The sequence below is a fragment of the Streptomyces sp. MCA2 genome (assembly GCF_023544705.1).
GTDB lineage: Bacteria > Actinomycetota > Actinomycetes > Streptomycetales > Streptomycetaceae > Streptomyces > Streptomyces decoyicus.
In genome coordinates this window covers 1-19812 of the sequence record NZ_JAMJFM010000002.1, presented here as the reverse complement: position 1 = coordinate 19812, position 19812 = coordinate 1, and the positions used below count along the sequence as shown (strand labels likewise).

The following is a 19812-nucleotide window of genomic DNA, read 5'->3' as shown; positions in this document are numbered from 1 at the left end:
ACGGCGGGCAGCGATGAACACCACCAACGGAAAGCACCGGCCAGGGCCGGCCGCCCGCTATCAGGCGGCGGTCGACTGCCCTCCCGGCAGTGACCCCACCTTCGTCGAACTGGACGTCAAGAAGCGGCCCGCCGCACGGCCGGCGGACCAGACCGACAACCGCGAACAGGCCGCCCTCATGCGTGCCTTCACCGACGCCAACACCGTGCTGACCGCCGCGCAGCCGGGGCTCGGCAGCGCGGCAACCGCGGCCGCCCGCACCTTCCAGGAGGCACGGACCACCATCGAAGCGGCCGAGCGGTTCACCGTCGCCCGGACGTCCCGGCGGGCCCAGGAACGCGTCGGGGAACTGCGCACCCGCCATGCCGACGACGGGCCGGAGAGCCTGCGCCGCCCCCCGGTGCTCTGGCGGCGCCTGCTGTGGCCCACCCTGGTCGCCGGCGTGGCCTTCGACACGATGTTCATCGGCACGCTGATGCAGCGGTTCTTCGGGCTGGGGGAGGAGCAGGCAGTCGCCTACTACCTGGCGTACTTGCCCGGGTTCGGGGTCGCCGTCTGCCTGCTGGCCGCGGGCAGTCTGCTGGCCGAGTCCGTCTTCCGGCGGCGTACCCGGGCCGCCCGCACACTGGAGCGGACCCACCGCGGTCCGATCGCCGCCCTGCGCGAGGCGGTCTGGCCCAAGAGCCCGCGTACGGAACGGCGGAAGGCCGGGGAACTGCCCTGGCCGAACGCGGCCGGACCCGTGCTCTTCGCCCTGGCCATTCTCACGATGGTCGGCATCTGGGCCCGTATGCGCGCGGCCGACGCGGTACGCGAGCATGTGGACCTGGCACCGGACCAGGGCGCCGTCGTCCTCCTCACCCTGGTGCTCAGCACCGCCGCGATCGTGGTCAAGGTGCTCGCCCACAACCCCTGCGCCGACAGCGACCGGGAGGCCCGACGGTCCGTGGCCGACGCGGAGAAACGCGGCCGGGAGCTGCTGGGGGAGGCACGGCGCAGGCTGGTGGGGCACACCGAGACCTGGTGGCGGCTGCGTTCCACGGTCGAGGCGGCGGCGAGCGACGCCCACCGGACGCTCGACGAGGCATGCATCCGCATCGTCGAGGAGCGCGCCCGCACCGGCGTGGCCGGCCGCCACGACTTTCCGCTCACCACGCCCGCCTGGCCGTACCCCGCGGCGGTACGCAACGGAGCCGCCCCGCCCACCGACGAGCGGGCGCCCACCCGTCCCACACCGCCCCGGGCGCGTCTCGAACTCCTCGATCAGGCCTACAGGGTGCTCGAACGCTACGCCCCCGAACCGCTCGAAGACCGGCTCAACGGCATCGCCGACGATCTGAACGCACAGTTCCGTGAACCGCCCGAGCAGCGGACCGAGCAGCCCGATGCGACGACGTCCGGCGAGGCCCAAGTACCTGATGATGCCCAGGAAACCGACGGGGCCCGCATAGCCGATGGGGCTCAGATATCCGGGAAGGTCCAGGAGGCCGACGAGGCCGGGCAACCCGCCGACGCCCACGTACCCGACGACGCCCCGGACGAGGTCCACGTACCGGATGAGCCCCGGACGCCCCATGACGACCGGGACCGGGCACCCGGCGAGTCCAGCACGGCCTCGCCGGGGGAGGAGCCTCGTCACGCCGGCTCCGACAGCCCGCGGCCCGAGGAAGGAGGGACGACGGCATGACCGTGCCACCGCGCTTTTGTCCGGAGGAAGTGAAGCACCTGGAGTTCCTCCAGACCGTGATCGCCCGGCATGCCAACACCTCCTTCGTCGTGAAGAGTTGGGCCATGACCGTCAGCGGTGCCTTCATCGCGGTCGCCACCCGCGGTCCGAGCTGGAAGACGGTGGTGGTCGCGCTGGGACTGGCGGCGGGATTCTGGCTGCTCGACAGCTACTACCTCGGCCAGGAGCGGAGGTTCCGTACCCTCTACGAGAAGGTCGCCGACCGCCGTACCCCGCAGGTGCCGCCGTTCACCATGGACGCCGAGCAGTACGGCGACCGAGTGCCCTGGCGTGGGGTAGCACTGTCCAGGACGATGCTGCTCTCCTATGGCGTCCTGGTCGCCATCGACACCATGACGGTCCTCTTCCTCGCCTGAGTGGTGTGGCTCCGGCGGTCATCTCTCCGCGGGCCGGGCGGTGGTCCACGGCAGAAGCAAGCCGTCGCCGTCGGCGCGCGGGACGAGGTGGAGGTGAAGATGGCGGACGGTTTGGGTGGCCGACGGGCCGCGCGAGGTGATCACATTGCAGTCGCCGGCCTCCGCCGCGAGTTCGGCGGCGCGCAGCATGGTGGTCGCGGAGACCGACGGGTCCTCGGCGACATCGGCCACATGCACCTTGGGGATGATCAGCAGATGCCCGTCGGTGACACCGCCATGGCGAGGCCGGATGGCGAGGGTCTCCGGCCACTCGCGCAGCACCGTTGCCGGTGCCCCGCCCCGGACGATGAGGCAGAAGGGACACCCGGGCCGATGAGCGCCACGGGGAGTCCGCGGATTCCGGACGCCGGCCCCGGGCACGTCTCCGGCCACCTTGCGGAACTCCCCATGACCGACCATCAATCCTCCGCGGGGCTGTTCGGGCCGGGCGCACCGGTCGGGGCCGGCCCCTCCCGTCAGGCCGGGCGGCCGGGCTTCACCGGGCCGTCGGGCGCGCGTCTGCTGAAATCAATGATCGACCAGGAAATCCGCCGTCGCGGTGCTTGGCCTCATTCCGTCATTCCGCCATTCCGTCCAACGGGAACGCTACGTGCCCCGCGGAGGGCCGTCGTCACCACAGTCTGTCGATCTCGCCCGGGTACAACTCGATGCGGGAGTGCGGAAAGGACGACCGATGCCGGCGGCCCCGGGGCGAGAAGAAGTCGGCCATGGTGACCTTGTCGAAGCCGGGGCGGTCGCTGGGGAACGGGGCCAGGGGCGTACCGCCGACGAGCACCGCGCCCGGCAGGTGGTGCCAGCCCGCGCTCTCGTAGAAGGACCGGAGCGGCCGGTCGCAGGTGAACAGGCCGATATCCAGATTCATGGCTGCCATTGCTTCACGGGCGGCCGTCACCAGACGGCGGCCGTGTCCCTGGCCGCGGGCGGTGCCACGGGTCACCACCGTGCTCAGCCCCGCGGCCCGGAACCGCTCTCCGTCATGGACGAGTGGTTTGGTGAGGATGTCCAGCGCGGCGAGCACCGTGGCACCGTCGACGAGCAGCAGGGACACCGGCCGCAAGGCAGGGTCGTGGGCGAAGGTGCCGGGCGCCGACGAGGAATCCGGCGGCCAGGCCTCGTCCCGCAGCTCCGACACCTGTGTCTGGAGACCGGGCGGGACATCGGCTTCAGGGAAGGTCATGATCGGCACCTGCCCATTGTGGCTGCCGGTGTGAGGAGGGCCAAGGGTTTTCCTGTGACCCGACCGGACCCGACCCGACCCGAGCTGCCCGGCCTGCCTCGTCCCAGCCCGACGCATCACCTCGTAGCCGCCTCGCCTCCGATGACTCCGTAGCGACCCCCTTCCGCATGTGCATGGCGCCCCAGGGCAGACGATCTCCATGGGATTGCTGATGCGTTGGGAACGAGTGGTGGAGGACTGCGAGAGCGCGCTGCTGGCCAAGATTTTCCGGACCGATCCGGTCCAGTTGTTCGACGCGCTACGGCAGGAGTGTGACGGCCATGCGGTCGTCTGTAGCCAGAGCAGAGTCCTCGTGCCCAATGACTACACCGTCGAACTTGCGAAAGAGGTGCACGATGAACTGGCCGAACGCGGCGGACAGGTGGGGCAGCAACTGACCGATGTGCTGGCCCGGCATGCCGTCGACCGCGGATACGAATGGGCGGGGCCGCTCACCGTCCACGTCACCGCCGCCGACGTGCCGAACGGCCGGTACCGCATATCGAGCGCGGCCCTCGCGCACATTCCTGCCGGTGCCGCCGGCCCCCAAGGGATGTGATCAATATCCGGTTTCGCCTGATCCGACGGGCTCTGCCGGGGCAGACTGAAGCCTCTGTCGAACGTGTGCCCGTCTGGAGGCCTGAATGGACCCGACCTCGCAGCGTCAGCCCGGTGCCGTAACCGTGCGGCCCATCGGTCAAGTGATGAGCCCGCGGGGCGAACTCACCGACGACCACTGGGGCGAGGTTCCTGCGGTGATCCGGCTGGATGCCGCGGTCTATGGGGAAGAGGCACTGCTCGGGCTGGCGGACTTCTCCCACCTGGAGGTGGTCTTCCACTTCCATCGTGTGCCCGAGGAGGAGATCGAGACCGGTGCCCGGCATCCGCGTGGCAATACCGACTGGCCGCTGGTGGGCATCTTCGCCCAGCGGGGCAAGGACCGCCCCAACCGGCTGGGTGTCTCACGGTGCACGCTGGTGAAGGTAGACGGCATGGACCTCCACGTCCGCGATCTGGACGCGGTCGACGGGACCCCCGTGCTCGACATCAAGCCCTACCTCCGAGAGTTCGGCCCCCGCGGAGAGCTCCGGCAGCCGCAGTGGTCGACCGAGCTGGTGCGCTCCTACTACTGACAGCGGAGGGCCGGGACCCAGTCTCGGGAAACGGCCCGGCCGCTCCGTGCCCGCTCGGCTTCTCACTCCATGGAGTCGGCGATCTCGGCGATCACCTGGGCATGGCAGGGCTCCGGGAGGCACCAGCAGCCGAGCCGGTGGCCGCGCAGTTCAGGCAGGAGCGCGAGCAGGTCAGGGCGCTCCAGCAGATAGGCGCGGTACTTCGCCAGGACCTCCGCGCGGGACCCGTCCGGGCCCGGACGGAACGGACTGGCCAAGGGCGAAGCTTTGAGTTGCCAGCCGCCCCGGTTCATGGCACGCCCCACATAGATCACATCGGCGTACTCCGGGTCGTCCCGGTGGCCCTTGAGATTGACGACCGTCGTGCGTTTCATGCCGCCATTCTCACGCTTTCGTCCGCACGCTGCCCACCGCCCCCGGCAGGACGAAGGCCTACCGGGGGCGGTGGTGTACGCGAGTGCAAGCGACGAGCGATGCGCTCGGTGAACGACCGGTCCGGCTCTCCTCGTCGTCCTGGCCGTGGAACAACGGACGGCCGTCCCCCCCCGTAACCGCAGACTTGCACGGGGACGGCCGTCCAGCTCGGGATTGCTACCTGCGGCTCACCGATGAAATGCCGCAAGCCGGAGAGGGTTTAGAGCGGCCGGGCCCACAGGTCCCACCGCAGCCCCGTGCCGTCGCAGAAGGGGTCGGCCCACTTGCCGCTGTTGACCAGGTCGGTACCCGCGGCCTGGCAGCCGCCGAGGGTCCAGAACTTCTTGCCGGTCCACACCGTTCCGGGCGGCCCGTCCATCGGCTTGGCCGGCGCGTGGAAGGCGGCCGGCGCGGCCTCGGCTCCGGTGGTCGCGTGGGCCTGGGCGGCGCCACCCAGCCCGATGACCGTGAGCGCGGCGGCAGCGAGTGCAGTGGTGAGAATGCGCTTGTTACGCACGAGAGGTCCTTTCCCCGTAGTGCCGGGCCCCGTGCGGGCCCGTCACCTTGCATACGGATGCGGCCCCTTCGGCGTATGACACGTCGTCGTGTGACCTGGGTCACATGTCAGCCTTGGCGTCGTTGCCGGGGCCCGCGGCGCCCCGGCAACGTGAGCAGTCGGTTCAGCTCAACCGGGCGTCGGCGTAGACGACCATCGCGTCGCGCTGGTAGACGGCCAGCCCGTCGGCGATCTTGTCGTAGTTCGCACGGATCCCGGGGTCGTCGACGTAGGTCTGCCCCAGGCCCTTGTACGCGTCCGAGTTCGGGGTCCAGAAGCGGCAGATGCCCTGGTAGTGGGCGTCCAGTTCGGCCTGTACCGCAGGATCGGCAGCCGGTGTGCCGGACGCCATGAACTCCGCGATGCGGATCATCTGCGCCGTCACCTCACGCTGCCACTGCTCCGTGTCCTCGGCGGTCATCGTCTCGATGACCTGCTGGGTCTGCTCCCACTCCTGAGGCCACCGCTCGCGCACCTCGGCCTCGGCGGGGTGGGGCTCGAATCCCTCGAACAGGTTCTCCGGCCTGTTGATCTTCGTCGTTCCGTCCATGTCCTTTTCCTCCTCCAGTTCGGCGATGGTCCGCCCGACCGTGTGTGCCAGCGTCTCCAGCCGGTCCCGCTCCTTCAGCAGCCGCCGGTGGTGTTCGCGCAACACGGCCACCTGATCGACCTGGCTGTCCAGAACCGCCTGGATCTCGCGCAGCCCCAGGTCCAACTCCCGCATCAGCAGGATCTGCTGGAGCCGCAGCAGGTCGGCCTCCTCGTAGAAGCGGTGTCCGTTGCTTCCGATCCATGCGGGCGGCAGCAGACCGACCTCGTCGTAATGCCGCAGCGTCCGGGACGTCACCCCGGACATCCGGGCCACCTCCGCGATCGACCAGGCCATTGCCGTGCCTCCCATCGCCGGGCCGGTCTCTCCGGCCACACAGAAGACCGTAGAAGTTGACGCAGCGGAAACCGCAAGCCGGACCGGCGTGCGGATCGTGCGAGGCTTGAGACCGAGCCGGTGGGGGCCGCCGCTTCCGTGGAGAAGTGACGGCCCCCACCGTGATCCTGACGCTAAGTCAGAAATATCGTGGCCGGGTTACACACGGTCGCTCCGGGCCCCGCCCCCAAGGCCGCTGGGAACAATCCGCGCCACCGCCACCGAGCGGTGCTTCCGCAGGTTCCGGGCGGATGCGGGGGGGGGGGTCAGTCGCTGTCCTCGCCGGTGACGGAAAGGCGGGTCGCGCGGCGGCCTGCGTAGCGGACCTTGCGGTTGTCGGCCCTGACCATCTGCCGGCGCTCCTTGATGCAGGAGCGCACACTGCACCCCGAGCAGCAGGTGCTGCCGAACAGCAGTGTGCCGGGGTGCTCCCACCGGCAGCGTGTGTCCGCGTCCTCACGCGTCGGGTTCGGCGGCAGATCGCAGGCGCCGTGGCGGTGGTCGTGGACCGGCCGGGGGTGGTGCTCCGTGTAGCGCACCCACAACGGCTTCGTCCTGTCCGTACGGGACATCTCGTTCCTTCCGGAACCGCCGCCCGGACTCCCGGAGACCTTCCGGGCGGGCGGCTGGGTTCGCCACTTCACGGCGACCCACTCCTTCCGTTGTTCGAGGGCACGATCCACGGGAGTGGAACCTTTCAGAGTATCGGTGAGCGTCTTCTGAGTACAAGAACTCCCCACGGGCGCAGGCGACATGAGGTGGCCGGTCAGCGTCGTTCGGCCGGATGGCTGGGCTCCGGGCGCCTTACTGCTGTGCCGGGGTGCAGGTCCGCGGAGCTGCGCGGCGGTGCGCCGGGCTTCGTGTCGTCGCGCTCGGCCCCACTGTCGATGCGGCGCCCGATTTCGTCCGGTTGGGGGGAAGTCGCGGACGGGCCGGTCATGGTGACGGGGTGTCCGGTGTCGCGCGCGGCTGCCCAGAGAAGTGGAGGTGGCCGGGTGAACTATTCCGACCTGCCGGTTTACCTGTTCTTTTCAGGGTGTTGTCCAGAGGCGCTTGCCTTGGAAGCGCGGGGATGGATAGCGTAACCAGCACCTAAAGCTTTCTGAACAGCTTTAGTGAAAGCTAAACATCGTATCGGTCCCGGGTGGGGGAGAAGCATGCAGATCAAGGTTGCGGTGGCGTATCACAGTGGATACGGCCACACCGCAAAGCAGGCCGCGGCCGTCGCGGCCGGCGCGGAAAAGGTTCCCGACACCCAGGTGCGCCTGGTCTCCCTCGCCGAGCTGAACGACGAACTGTGGGAGGTGCTCCAGGAGTCCGACGCCCTGATCTTCGGCACGCCGACCTACATGGGCGGCAGCAGCGCCGTCTTCCGCGCGTTCGTCGAGGCCACCAGCCAGGTCTGGGGCGACAACATGCGCTGGAAGAACAAGATCGCCGGTGGCTTCACCAACAGCGGCAACATGGCGGGGGACAAACTCAACGCGCTGATCGACATCGCGCTGTTCGCCGCCCAGCACGGCATGGTCTGGGTCGGCCTCGCCGAGTACGGCGGCTGGAACACCTCCTCGGGCAGCCCCGAGGACATCAACCGGCTCGGCAGCTGGCTGGGCGCGATGTCCCAGTCCAACAACGACGAGGGGCCCGACGTCACCCCTTGCGCCAGCGATCTGCGCACCGCCGAGGCACTCGGCCGCCGGATCGCCGAGACCGCCCACGTCCACCGGGCCGGCCGCGCGGCTGTCGGGTTCGACGAGGTCTCCGACTGACCTTCGACGGCCCGTACCGAGGCAGCTGAGACCGGGAGGGGGGCCCGATGAACAGCCGTCAGGAACCGGTGGTTCCCTATGTGGACGCGTCCGAGCAGGCTCGGAGCGACGCGAGCAGCGGTTACCCACGCATCGGGGCGGCTGCCGTACGGGGGCGGGGCGGCTCGCGACGCCCCGGTGGGGGTGCCGTGCCCGGGACCGCCGCCGTCTCCCGTGCCGGCGGTGGGGGCCGCCCTCTCCGTACCGCCGTCTCCTGTCGGGGGATCGCCGGGTGCGGGCCCGCCCGGTCCCGTATCCGGCTCGCCGGCCCCGGCAGCGACGATCCGACGACCGGCAGGGCGAGTGGAATCGACTGTGCCGTCAGCCGCTCGCATCCCGGTGGAGCGCCGGTCGTCCGTCTCGTGCCAGGGGCGTCCCCCTGGTGGTTCCTGCCCCGCGCCATCCGCGTCCGGAGTGTTCCGGGACGCCATGACATCGCCGCCCCACCGGCTCCGCCACGCCTGGCCCACCGCCCCGGCACCGAACCGCTCCCGATCCACGGCACACCGGCCGAGGACGCCGCTGCCCGGCTCCGTACCGGCTTCCCATACGAGGCCACCGGAAGAGTGCCGGGTCATTTGATGCCCTGTGCTGCCGCTGATGCCCTGTGTTGCCGCGCTGTCCGGGCGGCGGCCGGTTCGTCCGGTGCCGTCACGGGGCGGGCGTCGTCACCGGGCGCCGCGGCCGGAACCGAAGCTGCACACCACTCCGATGGGCCCCGCACCTCGGAGTGATCCACCACGGCCGCCACGGCGCGCAGCACCCTCCCCCCTCGCCCTCGTGGCACAGCCGGAGCCGGTTCGCCCCAGGGGCGCATCTGCTCCACGGCCCCGGCCGGCTGAAGCTCGTCCCCGTTCGGCAGTCCCATCGCCTTCACCGTGCCCGCGCGCCGCCGCGAGCACGGTGTGTCCTGGCCGCGTGCCGTCGGCGCGGCTGTTGTCACCTGCCATCCTGAGGAGATCAGCCATGTTCAAGACCACTACCGACGCCGAGCTGGCGGGCAACCCGATCGATGAGGTGATCGGTTCCACCATCCGCTACGCGGCGCTCACTTCCGCCGCCAAGCTCGGCATCTTCACCGCCCTGGAGGAGGACGGCCCGAAGACGCTCGACGAGCTGGCCGCGGCGATCGGCGCGAGCACGGACGGCACCCGCGCGGTGGCCGACGTCGCCGCCGTCCTGGGCTGGCTCACCCTGGAGGACGGGCGCTACCGCAACGGCCCGCTCGCCGAACGCTGGCTCGGCAAGAACGCCGAATACGACTTCACCCCGGCGCTGCTGTGGGCGTACGAACTCACCAACGTCATGTGGGAACTGCCGCAGGCCGTACGGGACGGCAAGCCCGCTCAGTCGCTGTGGGAGCGCTGGGCCGACAACCCCGATGCCGGGCGGGACTTCTCCGCGTACATGCGGGTCAAGTCGCGGCTGACCGTGCAGTCCATCGTCGACGCCGTACCGCTGCCCGAAGGCGCGCGGCGCCTGTTGGACCTGGGAGGTTCGCACGGACTGCACTCCATGGCCATGTGCCGTCGCCACCCCGAGCTGTCCGCCACCATCCTCGACCTGCCCGAGGCGCTCGCCGACACCGGCACCGCGATCGCGGAGGCGGGACTGACCGACCGGATCACCCTGGAGCGCGGCAGCTTCCTCAGCGGCGACCTCGGCACCGGATATGACGTGGTCTTCCTCTTCGAGATCGTGCACAACCACACCGACGAGGAGAACCGGGACCTGGTCGCGCGGGCCGCCGAGGCGCTGCGGCCGGGCGGCCGGATCGTGGTGCTGGAAGACGTACGCGGCGAGGAGCTCGACGAGCACAACGCGGCGTTCTCCCTGGCGATGTACGCCTGCTCGGGCGACCGCACCTACAGCCTGCCGGAGATCTCCGACTGGCTCACCGGCGCGGGGCTGAAGACCGTCGAGCGGATCGCGTTGCCCTCATCCGTCTCTCTGGTCGTCGGCACCAAGTAAGCCGGCAGCCGGGGAAGGGGGGAGCACCGTGCAGATCGATCTGGCACACCGGGCGAGCAGCTCATGGCTGGACGCCGCGGACCTCGCTCGCGAGGTGTACGCCCAGGCCTACGGCGCCGATGTGGCGCCCCGGCCCGACTCGTTCATCGTCGCCCGCCCGGACTGCGGCGGGGCGGCGGAGCCCTGCCCGCCACTGGCCTGCGCGGGGCTCACCTTCGGCAGGGACCAGGAGCTGTTCTCCGAGCGGTATCTCGACACCGGGATCGAGGCCGCCGCACTGGACCGTCTCGGGGTCACGGTGGACCGCAGGCGGGTGGTGGAGGTGGGGGCACTGGCCACCAGGCGCGCCTCGGTCGGCCGTGAACTGATCAGAGCCACCCCGATCATCTCCTGGTGCCTGGGCATGGAGTACATCCTGTGCACCGCCACCCGGAGCCTGATCACGACGCTGGCCCGTACCGGCATCTGCTTCGAACCGTTCGGACCCGCCGACCCGGACCGGCTGCCTCCCGACGAGGCGGCGCGCTGGGGCTCGTACTACGACCAGAAGCCACAGGTCGGCGTCATCGCGCTGAACGCCCTGGACCGGCTGTTCTCCGACACCACCGGGCGCTACTCCGTCACCGACCTCCAACTGAGCATCAGCGCAATGGAGGTGGCCGGCCATGCGGGCCATTAGGGAGAGCCTGGTCAGGTTCGGCGAATCGCCGCGTCCGATGATCGAGGTGCTGGGGGAGGACGGTGTCCCGGCCCGGACCTTCGGCTACCAGGAGGTGACGCGCCGGGCCGCGGACCTCGCCGAACGGATCGGCCACGGGGACGGCCGGCCGCTGCGCATCGGTGTGGTCTGCGGCAACACCCCCGAATTCGTGGTCGCCGATCTCGCCCTGATCGTCGCACGCGCCATCGAGGTGCCGGTCCCGCTCGCCTTCTCCGCCGAACAGGCCGCCGGTCTGCTGGAGGAGACCGACCTGTGTCTTGCGGACGCGGCCGGGCAGGAGCGGCTGACGCAGTGGGGGAGGGACCGGGTGCTGCGCCCGGACTGCACGGTGCTGCCGCTGTCCACCGACGGGCCCGTTCCGTCCGCGCCGCTGGTACTGGCGCCGGACGGCGTCGGCGAAGCGGACTGGGAGTGCAAGGTCATTCACACCTCCGGGACGACCTCACGTCCCAAGGGGGTACGGATCCGGGCGGCCGCGCTGAATGAACTGCTGGGCTCACTGCGCTCGGTGATGCCCCGCGGGGCCTTCGCCCGCTATCTCTCCGTCGTTCCGTTCAGCCTGCTCATCGAGCAGGTCACCGGCCTCTACATGGTCCTGCTCGACGGCGGGACGCTCGTCCTGATGCCGCCCGGCAAGGCCCTGGTCGGCACCGCGGCCGCGGCCCCCGCCGACGCCATGCCGTACGTGGCCGCGTCCCGCCCGACCGCGATGGTCGCCACGCCCGCGCTAGTCGATGCCTTCGCCACCGCCGCGGACGAGGCCGCGGCCGACGGACGGGCCGTGGCACCGGCCCTGTTCGGGAGTGCCGAGGCGCCGCTCATCTGCTGCGGCGGTGCGCCCGTGCACCCCGAGCTGCTGCGCCGCCTGGAGGAGCACGGCCTCCCCGTCCACGAAGGGTACGGACTGTCCGAGAACAGCTCCGTGGTCAGCTGGAACACCCCGGCCGCGCGCCGCACGGGCACCGTGGGCCGACCGCTGCCACACGTTCGCGTCAAGCTCGCGGACGACGGGGAACTCCTGGTCAACAGCACCTCGTTGTTCGCCGGCTACACCCGCGACGACCCCTCCAGCCTCGTCCTCGACGCCGACGGCTGGCTCCGCACCGGCGACCTGGCCCGGATCGACGGGGACGGATTCCTCAGCATCACCGGCCGCAAGAAGAACGTCATCATCACCGCGGCGGGCCGCAACGTGGCCCCCGAGTGGGTCGAGGCGCAGTACGCCCAACTCCCGTTCGTCCGCGCCGTCGCGGTGGTCGGCGACGGACTCACCGTCCTCCACGGACTGTTCCTGGTCGAGGAGTCCACCGACCTCGCGGAAGCCGAAGCAGCCGTCCGGGAGTTCGGCGCGGCACACCTCTCCGAGGTGGAACGGGTCGCCGTACCGCACCTCACGGTGGCCGACGAGTGCCTCTACCGCAGGTTCTTCACCGTCACCGGCCGGCCCATGCGGGCAGCCGTCCGCACCGCTCTGTCCGACGGAACGCTGTACGACCACCAAGGAGCTGACGCATGACCACGACCGCTGACGTCCGGCCCTACGGCGCCGCCACGGGCCGGCTCGTCCTGCCCGCCGCGGACGGTTCGCTGGGTGCGCTGGACCCGGCATGGGTCACCGGGCTGCTCGCCGACGCCGGCTTCCTGCTCTTCCGGGGCTTCCACACCGACCTGGAGGAGTTCACCTCGTTCGTGAAGGCGCACTCCAGCCGGATCACCCTCGACCCGGCACGCTCCTTCCACGGCGGCGAGGTCGCCCAGAAGGTGGACGCCGGCACCGGCGCCGTCGGCCTCCATCTGGAGAACGGCAACAGCCCCTTCGGACCCGACCTGACGTGGTTCCTGTGCGAGAAGGCCGCCGCCAGTGGCTCCCGGACCACCGTCTGCGACGGCTACCGCGTCTGGGACGCGGCCAGTGACACCGCCCGCGCGGTCTTCGGCATCAAGGACATCATGTACAGCCGCCGGGTGGAGGAGCCCAAGTGGAAGGCGTTCGTCTGCCACCAGACGGAAGGCCGCAAGGACCCCGACGACATCACCTTCGCCGATATGAAGGAACTGGTGGGCAGCAATGTCTCCACCACCCTCCAGCTCAACGACGACGGCTCCCTCCACTACGCGTACCGCACCGGCGCCGCCCGCGCCACGCTCTTCGGCAGCCGGCTCGCCTGGGCCAACAGCATCTTCGGCCCCTCGTACAACTACGAGACCCCGCACATCACCTTCGCCGACGGCACCGACATCCCCGAGGAACTCCTCGCCGAATTCCGCCGGCTCACCTCCGAACTGACCGAGGAGCTCGACTGGCAGGACGGTGACCTGGCGCTGATCGACAACACGCGGGTGATGCACGGCCGCCGCGAGATCCTCGACACCGACCGGACCATCTACAACGCACAGAGCTACCTGGACCCCGCACTGCTCGCCGCCGTGCGGAAGGGACAGGCACAGCGATGACCCTCACCCCCACCGGGCTCGACGACGCGCGCGTCGGCGCCGTCCTGGACGAGATCGCCCGCACCGCCGAGCACCATGACCCGGACGTGATGAAGCGCGCCTACGCCACCGCGGCCGACTGGCCGCAGCCGCCCACCGCCCAGGAGGCCGCCGAGCTGTGTGCCCAGGCCGCGCTGCCCGTGCACCCGCAGGTCGGCACCTTCCTCTTCCAGCTCGTACGGAGCCTGCGCCCGGCGCTCGTCGTGGAATTCGGCACCTCCTTCGGCGCTTCGACGATCTATGCGGCGGCGGCGCTGCGCGACAATGGCGGCGGCCGCATCATCGGCTCGGAGCTGCATCCCGGCAAGGCCGACCGTGCACGCGCCCACCTGGAGCGCGCGGGGCTCGCCACCTACGCCGAGATCCGGACCGGCGACGCCCGCGAACAGCTCGCCGCGCTCCCCGGGCCGGTCGACCTGGTGCTGCTGGACGGATGGAAGGAGCTCTATCTCCCGGTCCTCAAGGTGCTCGAACCCGCCCTGCGGGCCGGCTCCCTGATCGTCTCCGACAACCTGCCGATGCTGCCGCCCGAGTTCACCGACCACGTCCGCACGGCCGGCAACGGCTACCTCTCCCAGCAGCTGCCCCTGGGCGACGGCATCGAATTCTCCCTCCGTCTCCAGGACGAGGCATGACGCCGCCGCTCTCGGCATCCGCCGGGCGCCGCACCACCCCGTACGCACGGAAAGGGCTCTGAACACCTGTGAATCCCCGTACCCACCGCCGTACCCTCCTCCGGGCCGGCTTCGCCGCGCTGCCCCTGGCGGCAGTGACCCCGGCCGCACACGCCGCCGAACGGCCGGCAAGCTCACCGCCGCCCAGGTATCGAGCTGGACCGATGCCTATCTGGAGGCCTGGCGGACCAAGAACGACACCGCCGCGGTCCGGCTGTTCACCCCCGACGCCGTGTACGAGGCAGTGCCCGGCGTTCCCGCCCAGACCTTCCGCGGGCGCGAGGCCATCGGACGCTACTGGCGCGACATCACTGCCGGCCAGAGTGATATGACGGGCCGTCATGGCACCCCGGTCGTCACCGGCAACCGGGCGGCCGTCGAACTCTGGGTCACCCTGCGGGCCCCCGCCATCAACCCCGACGGCGACCACTGGGTCACCTTCCTGGAGAGCAACATCCTGCTCTTCACGCCCGACGGCCGCTGCCGGCGCAACACCGAGTACTGGAACCTCCAGATGGGCCGCCTGCAACCGCCCCAGGGGTGGGGCACTGCATGACCTCCGCCCGTACGCTCCTCACCGGTGGCCGCGTCCTCAGCATGGACCCGGCCATCGGTGAACTGCCGTCCGCCGACATCCTGGTGGAGGACGGCCGGATCACCGCGGTACGCCCGGACCTCGACGCCACGGAGGTGGGCGAGCGGATCGACGCCCGCGGGTGCCTCGTGCTGCCCGGCTTCGTCGACACCCACCGGCACATGTGGCAGGCCGTACTGCGCGGCAGCGGCGCGGACCAGACCCTCGACGAGTATTTCGCGACCGTGCTGCACACCCTGGCGCCCCGGCTCACCGCCGATGATCTCCACACCGGGAACCTGCTGAGCGCGCTGGGGGCGCTGGACGCGGGGGTGACCACCGTGCAGGACATCTCCAACGTCGACAAGCCGACCGAGGAGTACACCGACGCCCTGCTCGATGCGCTCACCGACTCCGGACTGCGCAGCGTCTTCGCCTACGGACACGGCACGGCACAGGATGCCCGCCGGGTCCGTACCCGCCGGCTGCACGCCAAGGACAGCCTGGTGACCATGGCGCTCAACGCCGAGGCCGGCAGTGAGGAGACCATCCGGCGCGGCTGGGCCCTGGCACGGGAACTGGACCTGCCGACCGCCCTGCACGTCCGGGGCGGCAGACCGGTCTCCCGGCTGCGCCGCCTCGGCGTACTGCGTCCCGGCACGGTCTTCATCCACGGCACCGGGATGGAGGACGGCGAGCTGCGGATGATCCACGACAGCGGTGGCGCGCTGTCGGTCGCGCCCGCCATCGAGATGACGATGGGCCACGGGCTGCCGCCGTTCGCCGCGGCGGCGGCCGCCGGACTGCTGCCCAGCCTCAGTGTGGACGTCGAAGTCGCCGCGCCGAGCGATATGTTCACGCAGATGCGGGCCGCCTTCCAGATCGGGCGCTTCGCCGCGCTTCAGGGCCATGCGGGCCCGGAAGCGCCCTTGCTCACGGCGCGGGAGGTCCTGGAGTTCGCGACGCTCGGCGGCGCCGGGGCACTCGGGATGGCGGACACCATCGGCTCCGTCACCCCGGGCAAGCAGGCCGATCTGCTCGTGCTGCGGACCGACCGCCCCGGCGTGGCGCCGGTGTATGACGCCACGGCGGCCGTCGTGTCCTCGATGGACCGCGCCGATGTCGACACCGTGATGGTCGCCGGGCGGGTCGTCAAGCGGCAGGGGCGGTTGCAGTACGCCGGGCTGCCGCGGCTGCTGGCACGGGCCCAGGGCGTGCGCGACCGGCTGGCCGCTCGCTGACGTCGGCGGTCAGCGGCGGATCAGCACGCCTTCCTCGATGGCGGCGAGGGCGATCCGCAGCTGCTCGCTGAGCGCCTTCGCGGTGGGGGCCGGAATGCGGTCGACGAGCCGGGCGTGCACGGCGGTGGTGGCGCGCACTGCCGCCTCGGCGGTCTCCACCCCGCTGGGCGTGAGCTGCACCCAGCTGCTGCGCGCATCGTCCTCGGCCGCCGCGCGGGTGACATATCCGGCGGCCACCAGGCGCTTGATGACATTGCTGGTGCCGCCGGAGGACAGCAGGAGAGCGTGGGTGAGATCGGTCGGCTTGAGGCGGTAGGGGGCGCCGATCCGCCGCAGGGTGGCGAGCACTCCGTACTCGGCCTGGGTGAGCCCCAGCTTCTCCAGCTCGGCTCCGGCGGCGATGTCGAAGGCCGAAACCAACAGGGCGGTCCGTTTGGCGAGTTCCAGCGGGAGACCGGCGATTTCGGGCAGCTCATGTCCCCATGCCGAGATGATCTCGTCTACGTGGTCAGGCTCCACTGAGAACCGCCTTCCCTCTACCTAAGTGCTCAGTCCAAACATATCCCACCGTCCGGACAGGCACGTTCTGACCTGGGGAGACTGTGTGCTTGCCAGATGCAGACACTGTGAAAAGCTTTCCATCTATCTTTCAATATAGCTTTTTCCAATGCTTTCTCTCTATGCTTCTCCCATGTTCAAGCGTGAGTCGAGGCGTGCTCTGGCCATGACAGCGGTCCTGGTCCTGGCTCTGACCGGCGCCACTGCCTGTGCCGGCCGCACCGCGGAAAAGGCCCCACAAGGGAGCGCAATGGCGGAAAACCGCCGCTCCGCCGAGGAAGGAACCGTCGGAATGCGAGAGTTCAGCGCCGCGCCGGACCGGCTGCCGTCCTGCTTCCGCGGCGTCCGGGGCGCCACCGCATACCGTCTGCCCGGTTCCTCGGACGGCGGCCGCCTGGTCACCGTGGGCACCGGTCCGCACGGGGTCGTCTTCGCCCCCATCTCCTGGGGCGACGCCTGTGAATGGGCGGCCGAGGCCAAGCGGCTCGCCGCCGACGGCTACCACGTCGTCACCTTCGACTGGGGGGCGGACCGCCGCCGGACCGTGTCCGACGCGACCCGTTTGCTGCGCTCGCGCGGCACCAAGAGCGTGGCGTGGGTGGGCGGCTGTATGGGCGGCACGCTGATGCTCGGCATGCTGACGGACCGCACCGCCCGCCCGGCCGGCGTCGCCGGCATCAGCCCGCTCGCCTCGTTGGGCGGCTACACCGCAGGGAACGGCACGTCCTACGGCGGCGAACTGCTGCTCCTGGGGACCGCCGACGATCCGCTCTCCGACGAAGGGCGGCTGCGCGAGGTCGCCCACAGCTTCCCGAAGGCCGAGGTCAAGGTCCTGCCCGGCACGCTCCACGCCGCCGAGATCTTCGCCGGTCCGCACGGTGACGCGGCCCGCCGCAATCTCGACGGCTTCCTCGACCGGACCTTCGCCCCGACGGGCGGCTGACCCCTCGCGGCTGACGTCCCGGTGCCACCGGGCCCAGCAGTCCGGACCGGACCGACCGGCCCGAACTGCTGGGGAACCTGGGGGCTACTGGGGACGCGTGGTCACCGCCCCGGCCGGCGAAGGAGCCAGTGCACCGATCGCCGGGTGCGGTCAGGCGTGGGTGCCGAAGTCCTGGGTCCACCACGGGCCGTTGGCGCTGAGATTGACGCCCACTCCGGTGGATTTGTAGGAGCAGTTGAGGATGTTGTCACGATGGCCCGGGCTGTCCATCCAGCCCTTCACCGCCGTGGACGGATCCTTGGGGCTCTTGAAGATGTTCTCGGCCCAACTGCCCCACTGGAAACCGGCTTTGGTCATCCGGGTTCCGGGATCGACGCCTTCCGGGGTGTTGTGCTCGTAGTAGTTGCGGGCGGCCATGTCGTCCGAGTGGGCCTGCGCCGCGGCCTGGATATGGGGGTCGACGGTGAGCGGGCCGCAGCCGCGCTGCGCCCGCTGGGCGTTGACCAGCTCGACGACCTTCTGCGCGAACGCCGCGGCGGTGCCCGTCGCCGCCCGCGTTCCGGCCGGGGCGCCGGCTCCGGACTCGCGCCGGGGGGCGCGGGGTGTCGTGCTCTTGACCGTGTTCGTGGTGCGGTCGGGGGTCTTGGCGTGCGGCGGGGGTGAGGTGTGCCGCTTGCCGTGTCGCTTGGCTTCGGACGGGGAGGCCGAGGGCTTGCGGCTCTTGGGCGGCTTCGAGGCCTTCGGCGTCGGGGAGGCGGAGGTGGCGGCGTCGGTCGTCACCGGCGCGGACCGGCCCTCTGCCGCGAGCGCCTGGTCGGCTCCGGAGTCGGGCCGTATCAGCACCGCACCGGTAGCACCCACGACGATCACGGAAGCCACCGCCAGCAGCGTGACCTTCCGCCGGGGATGACCGCCACCGCGGTGCAGACCGCCGTTCCGCCCGTGCCGTCCCCCCGAGCGGCTGCCGGCGTCGGACAGGCCGGAACGCCGGTGCGTGGCGGACCCGTTCGCCCGGCGGCCGCTCCCCGTAAGGGCCTCGTCGTGCAGATCCGTCTGAAGGTGGTCGTTGTTCATGGTTCCGTTTCCTGTGGGGGCTGGGGATCCGTCGGGCCTGCGGGCCGCGTGGTGCGAGGCCCGGGTGGTCCGACACATGGGAGATCCCGGGGGCGGGACCCGATAACGAAAACCTCGCAAGATTTTTTCTGCGTCCTCATGAGCGGTCCCGGCGAGACCCTCGGTGATCCCGCACGGACCGGCTGCCGCGACGCGTGGCCGGGGCCGTCGGCCCCGGGCTGAGCCATGCGCGTGGGCCGGGGCGCGGGCGCCCTCCGGATCCGCGTAGGTTTTTCTGTTATCGCGACGTGCCCACGGAGTCACCTGAGTGCGGGGGTTACGCGTACGCACGACTGAACAGGGATGAATGGGCGTGAAGCAGGAAAACGGGACGGCAGCCGTCGAGGCTGCCAAGGCCGGGGACGAACATGCCCGGGAGGAGCTGATCGCCTCCTACCTCCCGCTGATCTACAACGTCGTGGGCCGTGCACTGGACGGCCACGCGGACGTCGACGACGTGGTGCAGGAGACCATGCTGCGCGTCCTGGAATCGCTGGCGGACCTGCGGGAGCCGGCGTCCTTCCGCTCCTGGCTGGTGGCGATCGCCATGAACCAGGTACGCCGCCGGTGGACCACCGAGCGCAAGACACCCGTCGTCGGCCTGGAACACGCACCGGAACGGGCCGACCGCTCCGCCGATTTCGTGGACCTGACCATCCTGAAGCTGGGACTGTCCGGCCAGCGTCGCGAAGTGGCCGCGGCCACTCGGTGGCTGGACGAGGGTGACCGGTCGCTGCTGTCCCTGTGGTGGCTGGAGGCCGCGGGGGAGATCACCAGGCCGGAGCTGGTCGCCGCCGTCGGGATCGACTCCCGTCACGCGGCCGTCCGGGTACAGCGGATGAAAGAGCAGCTCGAGGCCGGGCGCGTGGTGGTCCGTGCGCTCGCGGCGAGTCCGTCATGCCCCGATCTGGCCGAATTGACGGCCACCTGGGACAACGAACCCTGCGCCCTCTGGCGCAAACGAATATCCCGCCATGCGCGTCAGTGCTCGGCATGCTCCGGGCACTGGAAGGACCTCCTGCCCGCCGAGGGGCTCCTGGCCGGCCTCGCCCTCCTGCCGCTGCCTGCGCACCTCGCCCCGCCCGCCGCCCTGGCCCCCACCGCCGCGACCGCTGCGGCGGCCTCGGCCCCCGCACACCACGCGTCCGGAGCGCCCGGCGCACCCTCTCTGCCGAAGCGGCTCCCCGGGCCCCGCCGACTGAAGAAGGGCACCGCCGTCACGGGTACCGCCACGCTCGCGGTGGCCGTCACAGCCGCCCTGTGGTGGTCGTCCGCTCCACCACCGGAGGACCGGAAGACCGAGCCGAAG

The 19812-nt window shown here is 70.7% G+C and carries 22 protein-coding genes; 14 read left to right on the top strand and 8 right to left on the bottom strand.

What is annotated here, in order from left to right:
- The first annotated feature begins 13 nt into the window (after nt 1-13).
- Together M8I34_RS01975 and M8I34_RS01970 are read left to right on the top strand one after the other, a co-directional pair.
- The gene (locus tag M8I34_RS01975) at nt 14-1687 is read left to right on the top strand and encodes a hypothetical protein (RefSeq protein ID WP_250047561.1); all 1674 of its coding nucleotides are present in this window, start codon (nt 14-16) and stop codon (nt 1685-1687) included.
- Nucleotides 1684-2103 carry a hypothetical protein gene (locus M8I34_RS01970; RefSeq protein WP_250047560.1) on the top strand — a complete coding sequence of 140 codons (420 nt, stop codon included), beginning with the start codon at nt 1684-1686 and terminating at the stop codon, nt 2101-2103. The genes M8I34_RS01975 and M8I34_RS01970 overlap by 4 nt, the downstream gene beginning before the upstream one ends.
- An 18-nt stretch (nt 2104-2121) precedes the next feature.
- Here the strand turns inward: M8I34_RS01970 and M8I34_RS01965 are convergent, their stop codons facing one another.
- Together M8I34_RS01965 and M8I34_RS01960 are read right to left on the bottom strand one after the other, a co-directional pair.
- A complete protein-coding gene (locus M8I34_RS01965; RefSeq protein ID WP_250047559.1) occupies nt 2122-2424 on the bottom strand; it encodes an HIT family protein in 303 nt (100 codons plus the stop codon).
- A gap of 349 nt (nt 2425-2773) precedes the next feature.
- Nucleotides 2774-3340: a GNAT family N-acetyltransferase gene (locus tag M8I34_RS01960; RefSeq protein ID WP_250047558.1), complete on the bottom strand. Its 567-nt coding sequence runs from the start codon at nt 3338-3340 to the stop codon at nt 2774-2776.
- A 199-nt stretch (nt 3341-3539) separates the two neighbouring features.
- Between M8I34_RS01960 and M8I34_RS01955 the strand changes: the two genes are divergently transcribed.
- Nucleotides 3540-3938, top strand: a complete 399-nt coding sequence (locus tag M8I34_RS01955; protein WP_244416823.1) for a DUF3662 domain-containing protein — start codon at nt 3540-3542, stop codon at nt 3936-3938.
- A gap of 85 nt (nt 3939-4023) precedes the next feature.
- A complete protein-coding gene (locus M8I34_RS01950; protein WP_250047557.1) occupies nt 4024-4512 on the top strand; it encodes an SAM-dependent methyltransferase in 489 nt (162 codons plus the stop codon).
- A gap of 62 nt (nt 4513-4574) precedes the next feature.
- Here M8I34_RS01950 and M8I34_RS01945 read toward each other — a convergent pair whose 3' ends face one another.
- From M8I34_RS01945 to M8I34_RS01930, 4 genes are all read right to left on the bottom strand, one after another.
- Nucleotides 4575-4886: a DUF4326 domain-containing protein gene (locus M8I34_RS01945; protein ID WP_250047556.1), complete on the bottom strand. Its 312-nt coding sequence runs from the start codon at nt 4884-4886 to the stop codon at nt 4575-4577.
- Between the two features lie 260 nt (nt 4887-5146).
- On the bottom strand, nt 5147-5443 hold the full coding sequence (locus tag M8I34_RS01940; RefSeq protein ID WP_030983120.1) for a hypothetical protein: 297 nt from the start codon (nt 5441-5443) through the stop codon (nt 5147-5149).
- Between the two features lie 163 nt (nt 5444-5606).
- Entirely contained in the window at nt 5607-6368 is a 762-nt protein-coding gene (locus tag M8I34_RS01935) for a MerR family transcriptional regulator (RefSeq protein ID WP_250047766.1), read from the bottom strand.
- 305 nt (nt 6369-6673) lie between these two features.
- Complete coding sequence (locus tag M8I34_RS01930; protein WP_250047555.1) at nt 6674-7051, bottom strand: hypothetical protein; 378 nt, start codon at nt 7049-7051, stop codon at nt 6674-6676.
- Nucleotides 7052-7564: 513 nt separating this feature from the next.
- Here M8I34_RS01930 and M8I34_RS01925 point away from each other — a divergent pair.
- The 8 genes from M8I34_RS01925 to M8I34_RS01890 all read left to right on the top strand — a co-directional run bounded on the left by M8I34_RS01925 (nt 7565) and on the right by M8I34_RS01890 (nt 15889).
- Nucleotides 7565-8176 carry a flavodoxin family protein gene (locus M8I34_RS01925; protein WP_030074981.1) on the top strand — a complete coding sequence of 204 codons (612 nt, stop codon included), beginning with the start codon at nt 7565-7567 and terminating at the stop codon, nt 8174-8176.
- Between the two features lie 1005 nt (nt 8177-9181).
- A complete protein-coding gene (locus M8I34_RS01920) occupies nt 9182-10186 on the top strand; it encodes an acetylserotonin O-methyltransferase (RefSeq protein ID WP_250047554.1) in 1005 nt (334 codons plus the stop codon).
- Nucleotides 10187-10214: 28 nt separating this feature from the next.
- Nucleotides 10215-10865, top strand: coding sequence for a thermostable hemolysin (locus M8I34_RS01915; RefSeq protein ID WP_250047553.1), 651 nt, complete (start codon nt 10215-10217; stop codon nt 10863-10865).
- Nucleotides 10852-12423 carry an AMP-binding protein gene (locus tag M8I34_RS01910; protein ID WP_250047552.1) on the top strand — a complete coding sequence of 524 codons (1572 nt, stop codon included), beginning with the start codon at nt 10852-10854 and terminating at the stop codon, nt 12421-12423. Before M8I34_RS01915 ends, M8I34_RS01910 begins: the two co-directional genes overlap by 14 nt.
- Nucleotides 12420-13361 (top strand): TauD/TfdA family dioxygenase, encoded by a 942-nt coding sequence (locus M8I34_RS01905; protein WP_250047551.1) that lies wholly within the window; start codon nt 12420-12422, stop codon nt 13359-13361. The genes M8I34_RS01910 and M8I34_RS01905 overlap by 4 nt, the downstream gene beginning before the upstream one ends.
- The gene (locus M8I34_RS01900; RefSeq protein WP_250047550.1) at nt 13358-14035 is read left to right on the top strand and encodes an O-methyltransferase; all 678 of its coding nucleotides are present in this window, start codon (nt 13358-13360) and stop codon (nt 14033-14035) included. The genes M8I34_RS01905 and M8I34_RS01900 overlap by 4 nt, the downstream gene beginning before the upstream one ends.
- 16 nt (nt 14036-14051) lie before the next feature.
- The gene (locus M8I34_RS41575; protein WP_308371814.1) at nt 14052-14630 is read left to right on the top strand and encodes a nuclear transport factor 2 family protein; all 579 of its coding nucleotides are present in this window, start codon (nt 14052-14054) and stop codon (nt 14628-14630) included.
- Nucleotides 14627-15889, top strand: a complete 1263-nt coding sequence (locus tag M8I34_RS01890; protein WP_250047549.1) for an amidohydrolase family protein — start codon at nt 14627-14629, stop codon at nt 15887-15889. The genes M8I34_RS41575 and M8I34_RS01890 overlap by 4 nt, the downstream gene beginning before the upstream one ends.
- A gap of 9 nt (nt 15890-15898) precedes the next feature.
- On the opposite strand, the gene M8I34_RS01885 is transcribed toward M8I34_RS01890, so the two are convergent.
- Nucleotides 15899-16408, bottom strand: coding sequence for a MarR family winged helix-turn-helix transcriptional regulator (locus M8I34_RS01885; protein ID WP_051817687.1), 510 nt, complete (start codon nt 16406-16408; stop codon nt 15899-15901).
- 331 nt (nt 16409-16739) lie between these two features.
- Between M8I34_RS01885 and M8I34_RS01880 the strand changes: the two genes are divergently transcribed.
- A complete protein-coding gene (locus tag M8I34_RS01880; RefSeq protein ID WP_250047548.1) occupies nt 16740-17390 on the top strand; it encodes an alpha/beta hydrolase in 651 nt (216 codons plus the stop codon).
- A 150-nt stretch (nt 17391-17540) separates the two neighbouring features.
- Here M8I34_RS01880 and M8I34_RS01875 read toward each other — a convergent pair whose 3' ends face one another.
- Entirely contained in the window at nt 17541-18464 is a 924-nt protein-coding gene (locus M8I34_RS01875; protein WP_250047547.1) for a CAP domain-containing protein, read from the bottom strand.
- Nucleotides 18465-18810: 346 nt separating this feature from the next.
- Here M8I34_RS01875 and M8I34_RS01870 point away from each other — a divergent pair.
- On the top strand, nt 18811-19812 hold a 1002-nt coding region (locus M8I34_RS01870), incomplete at its 3' end, for an RNA polymerase sigma factor (RefSeq protein ID WP_250047546.1).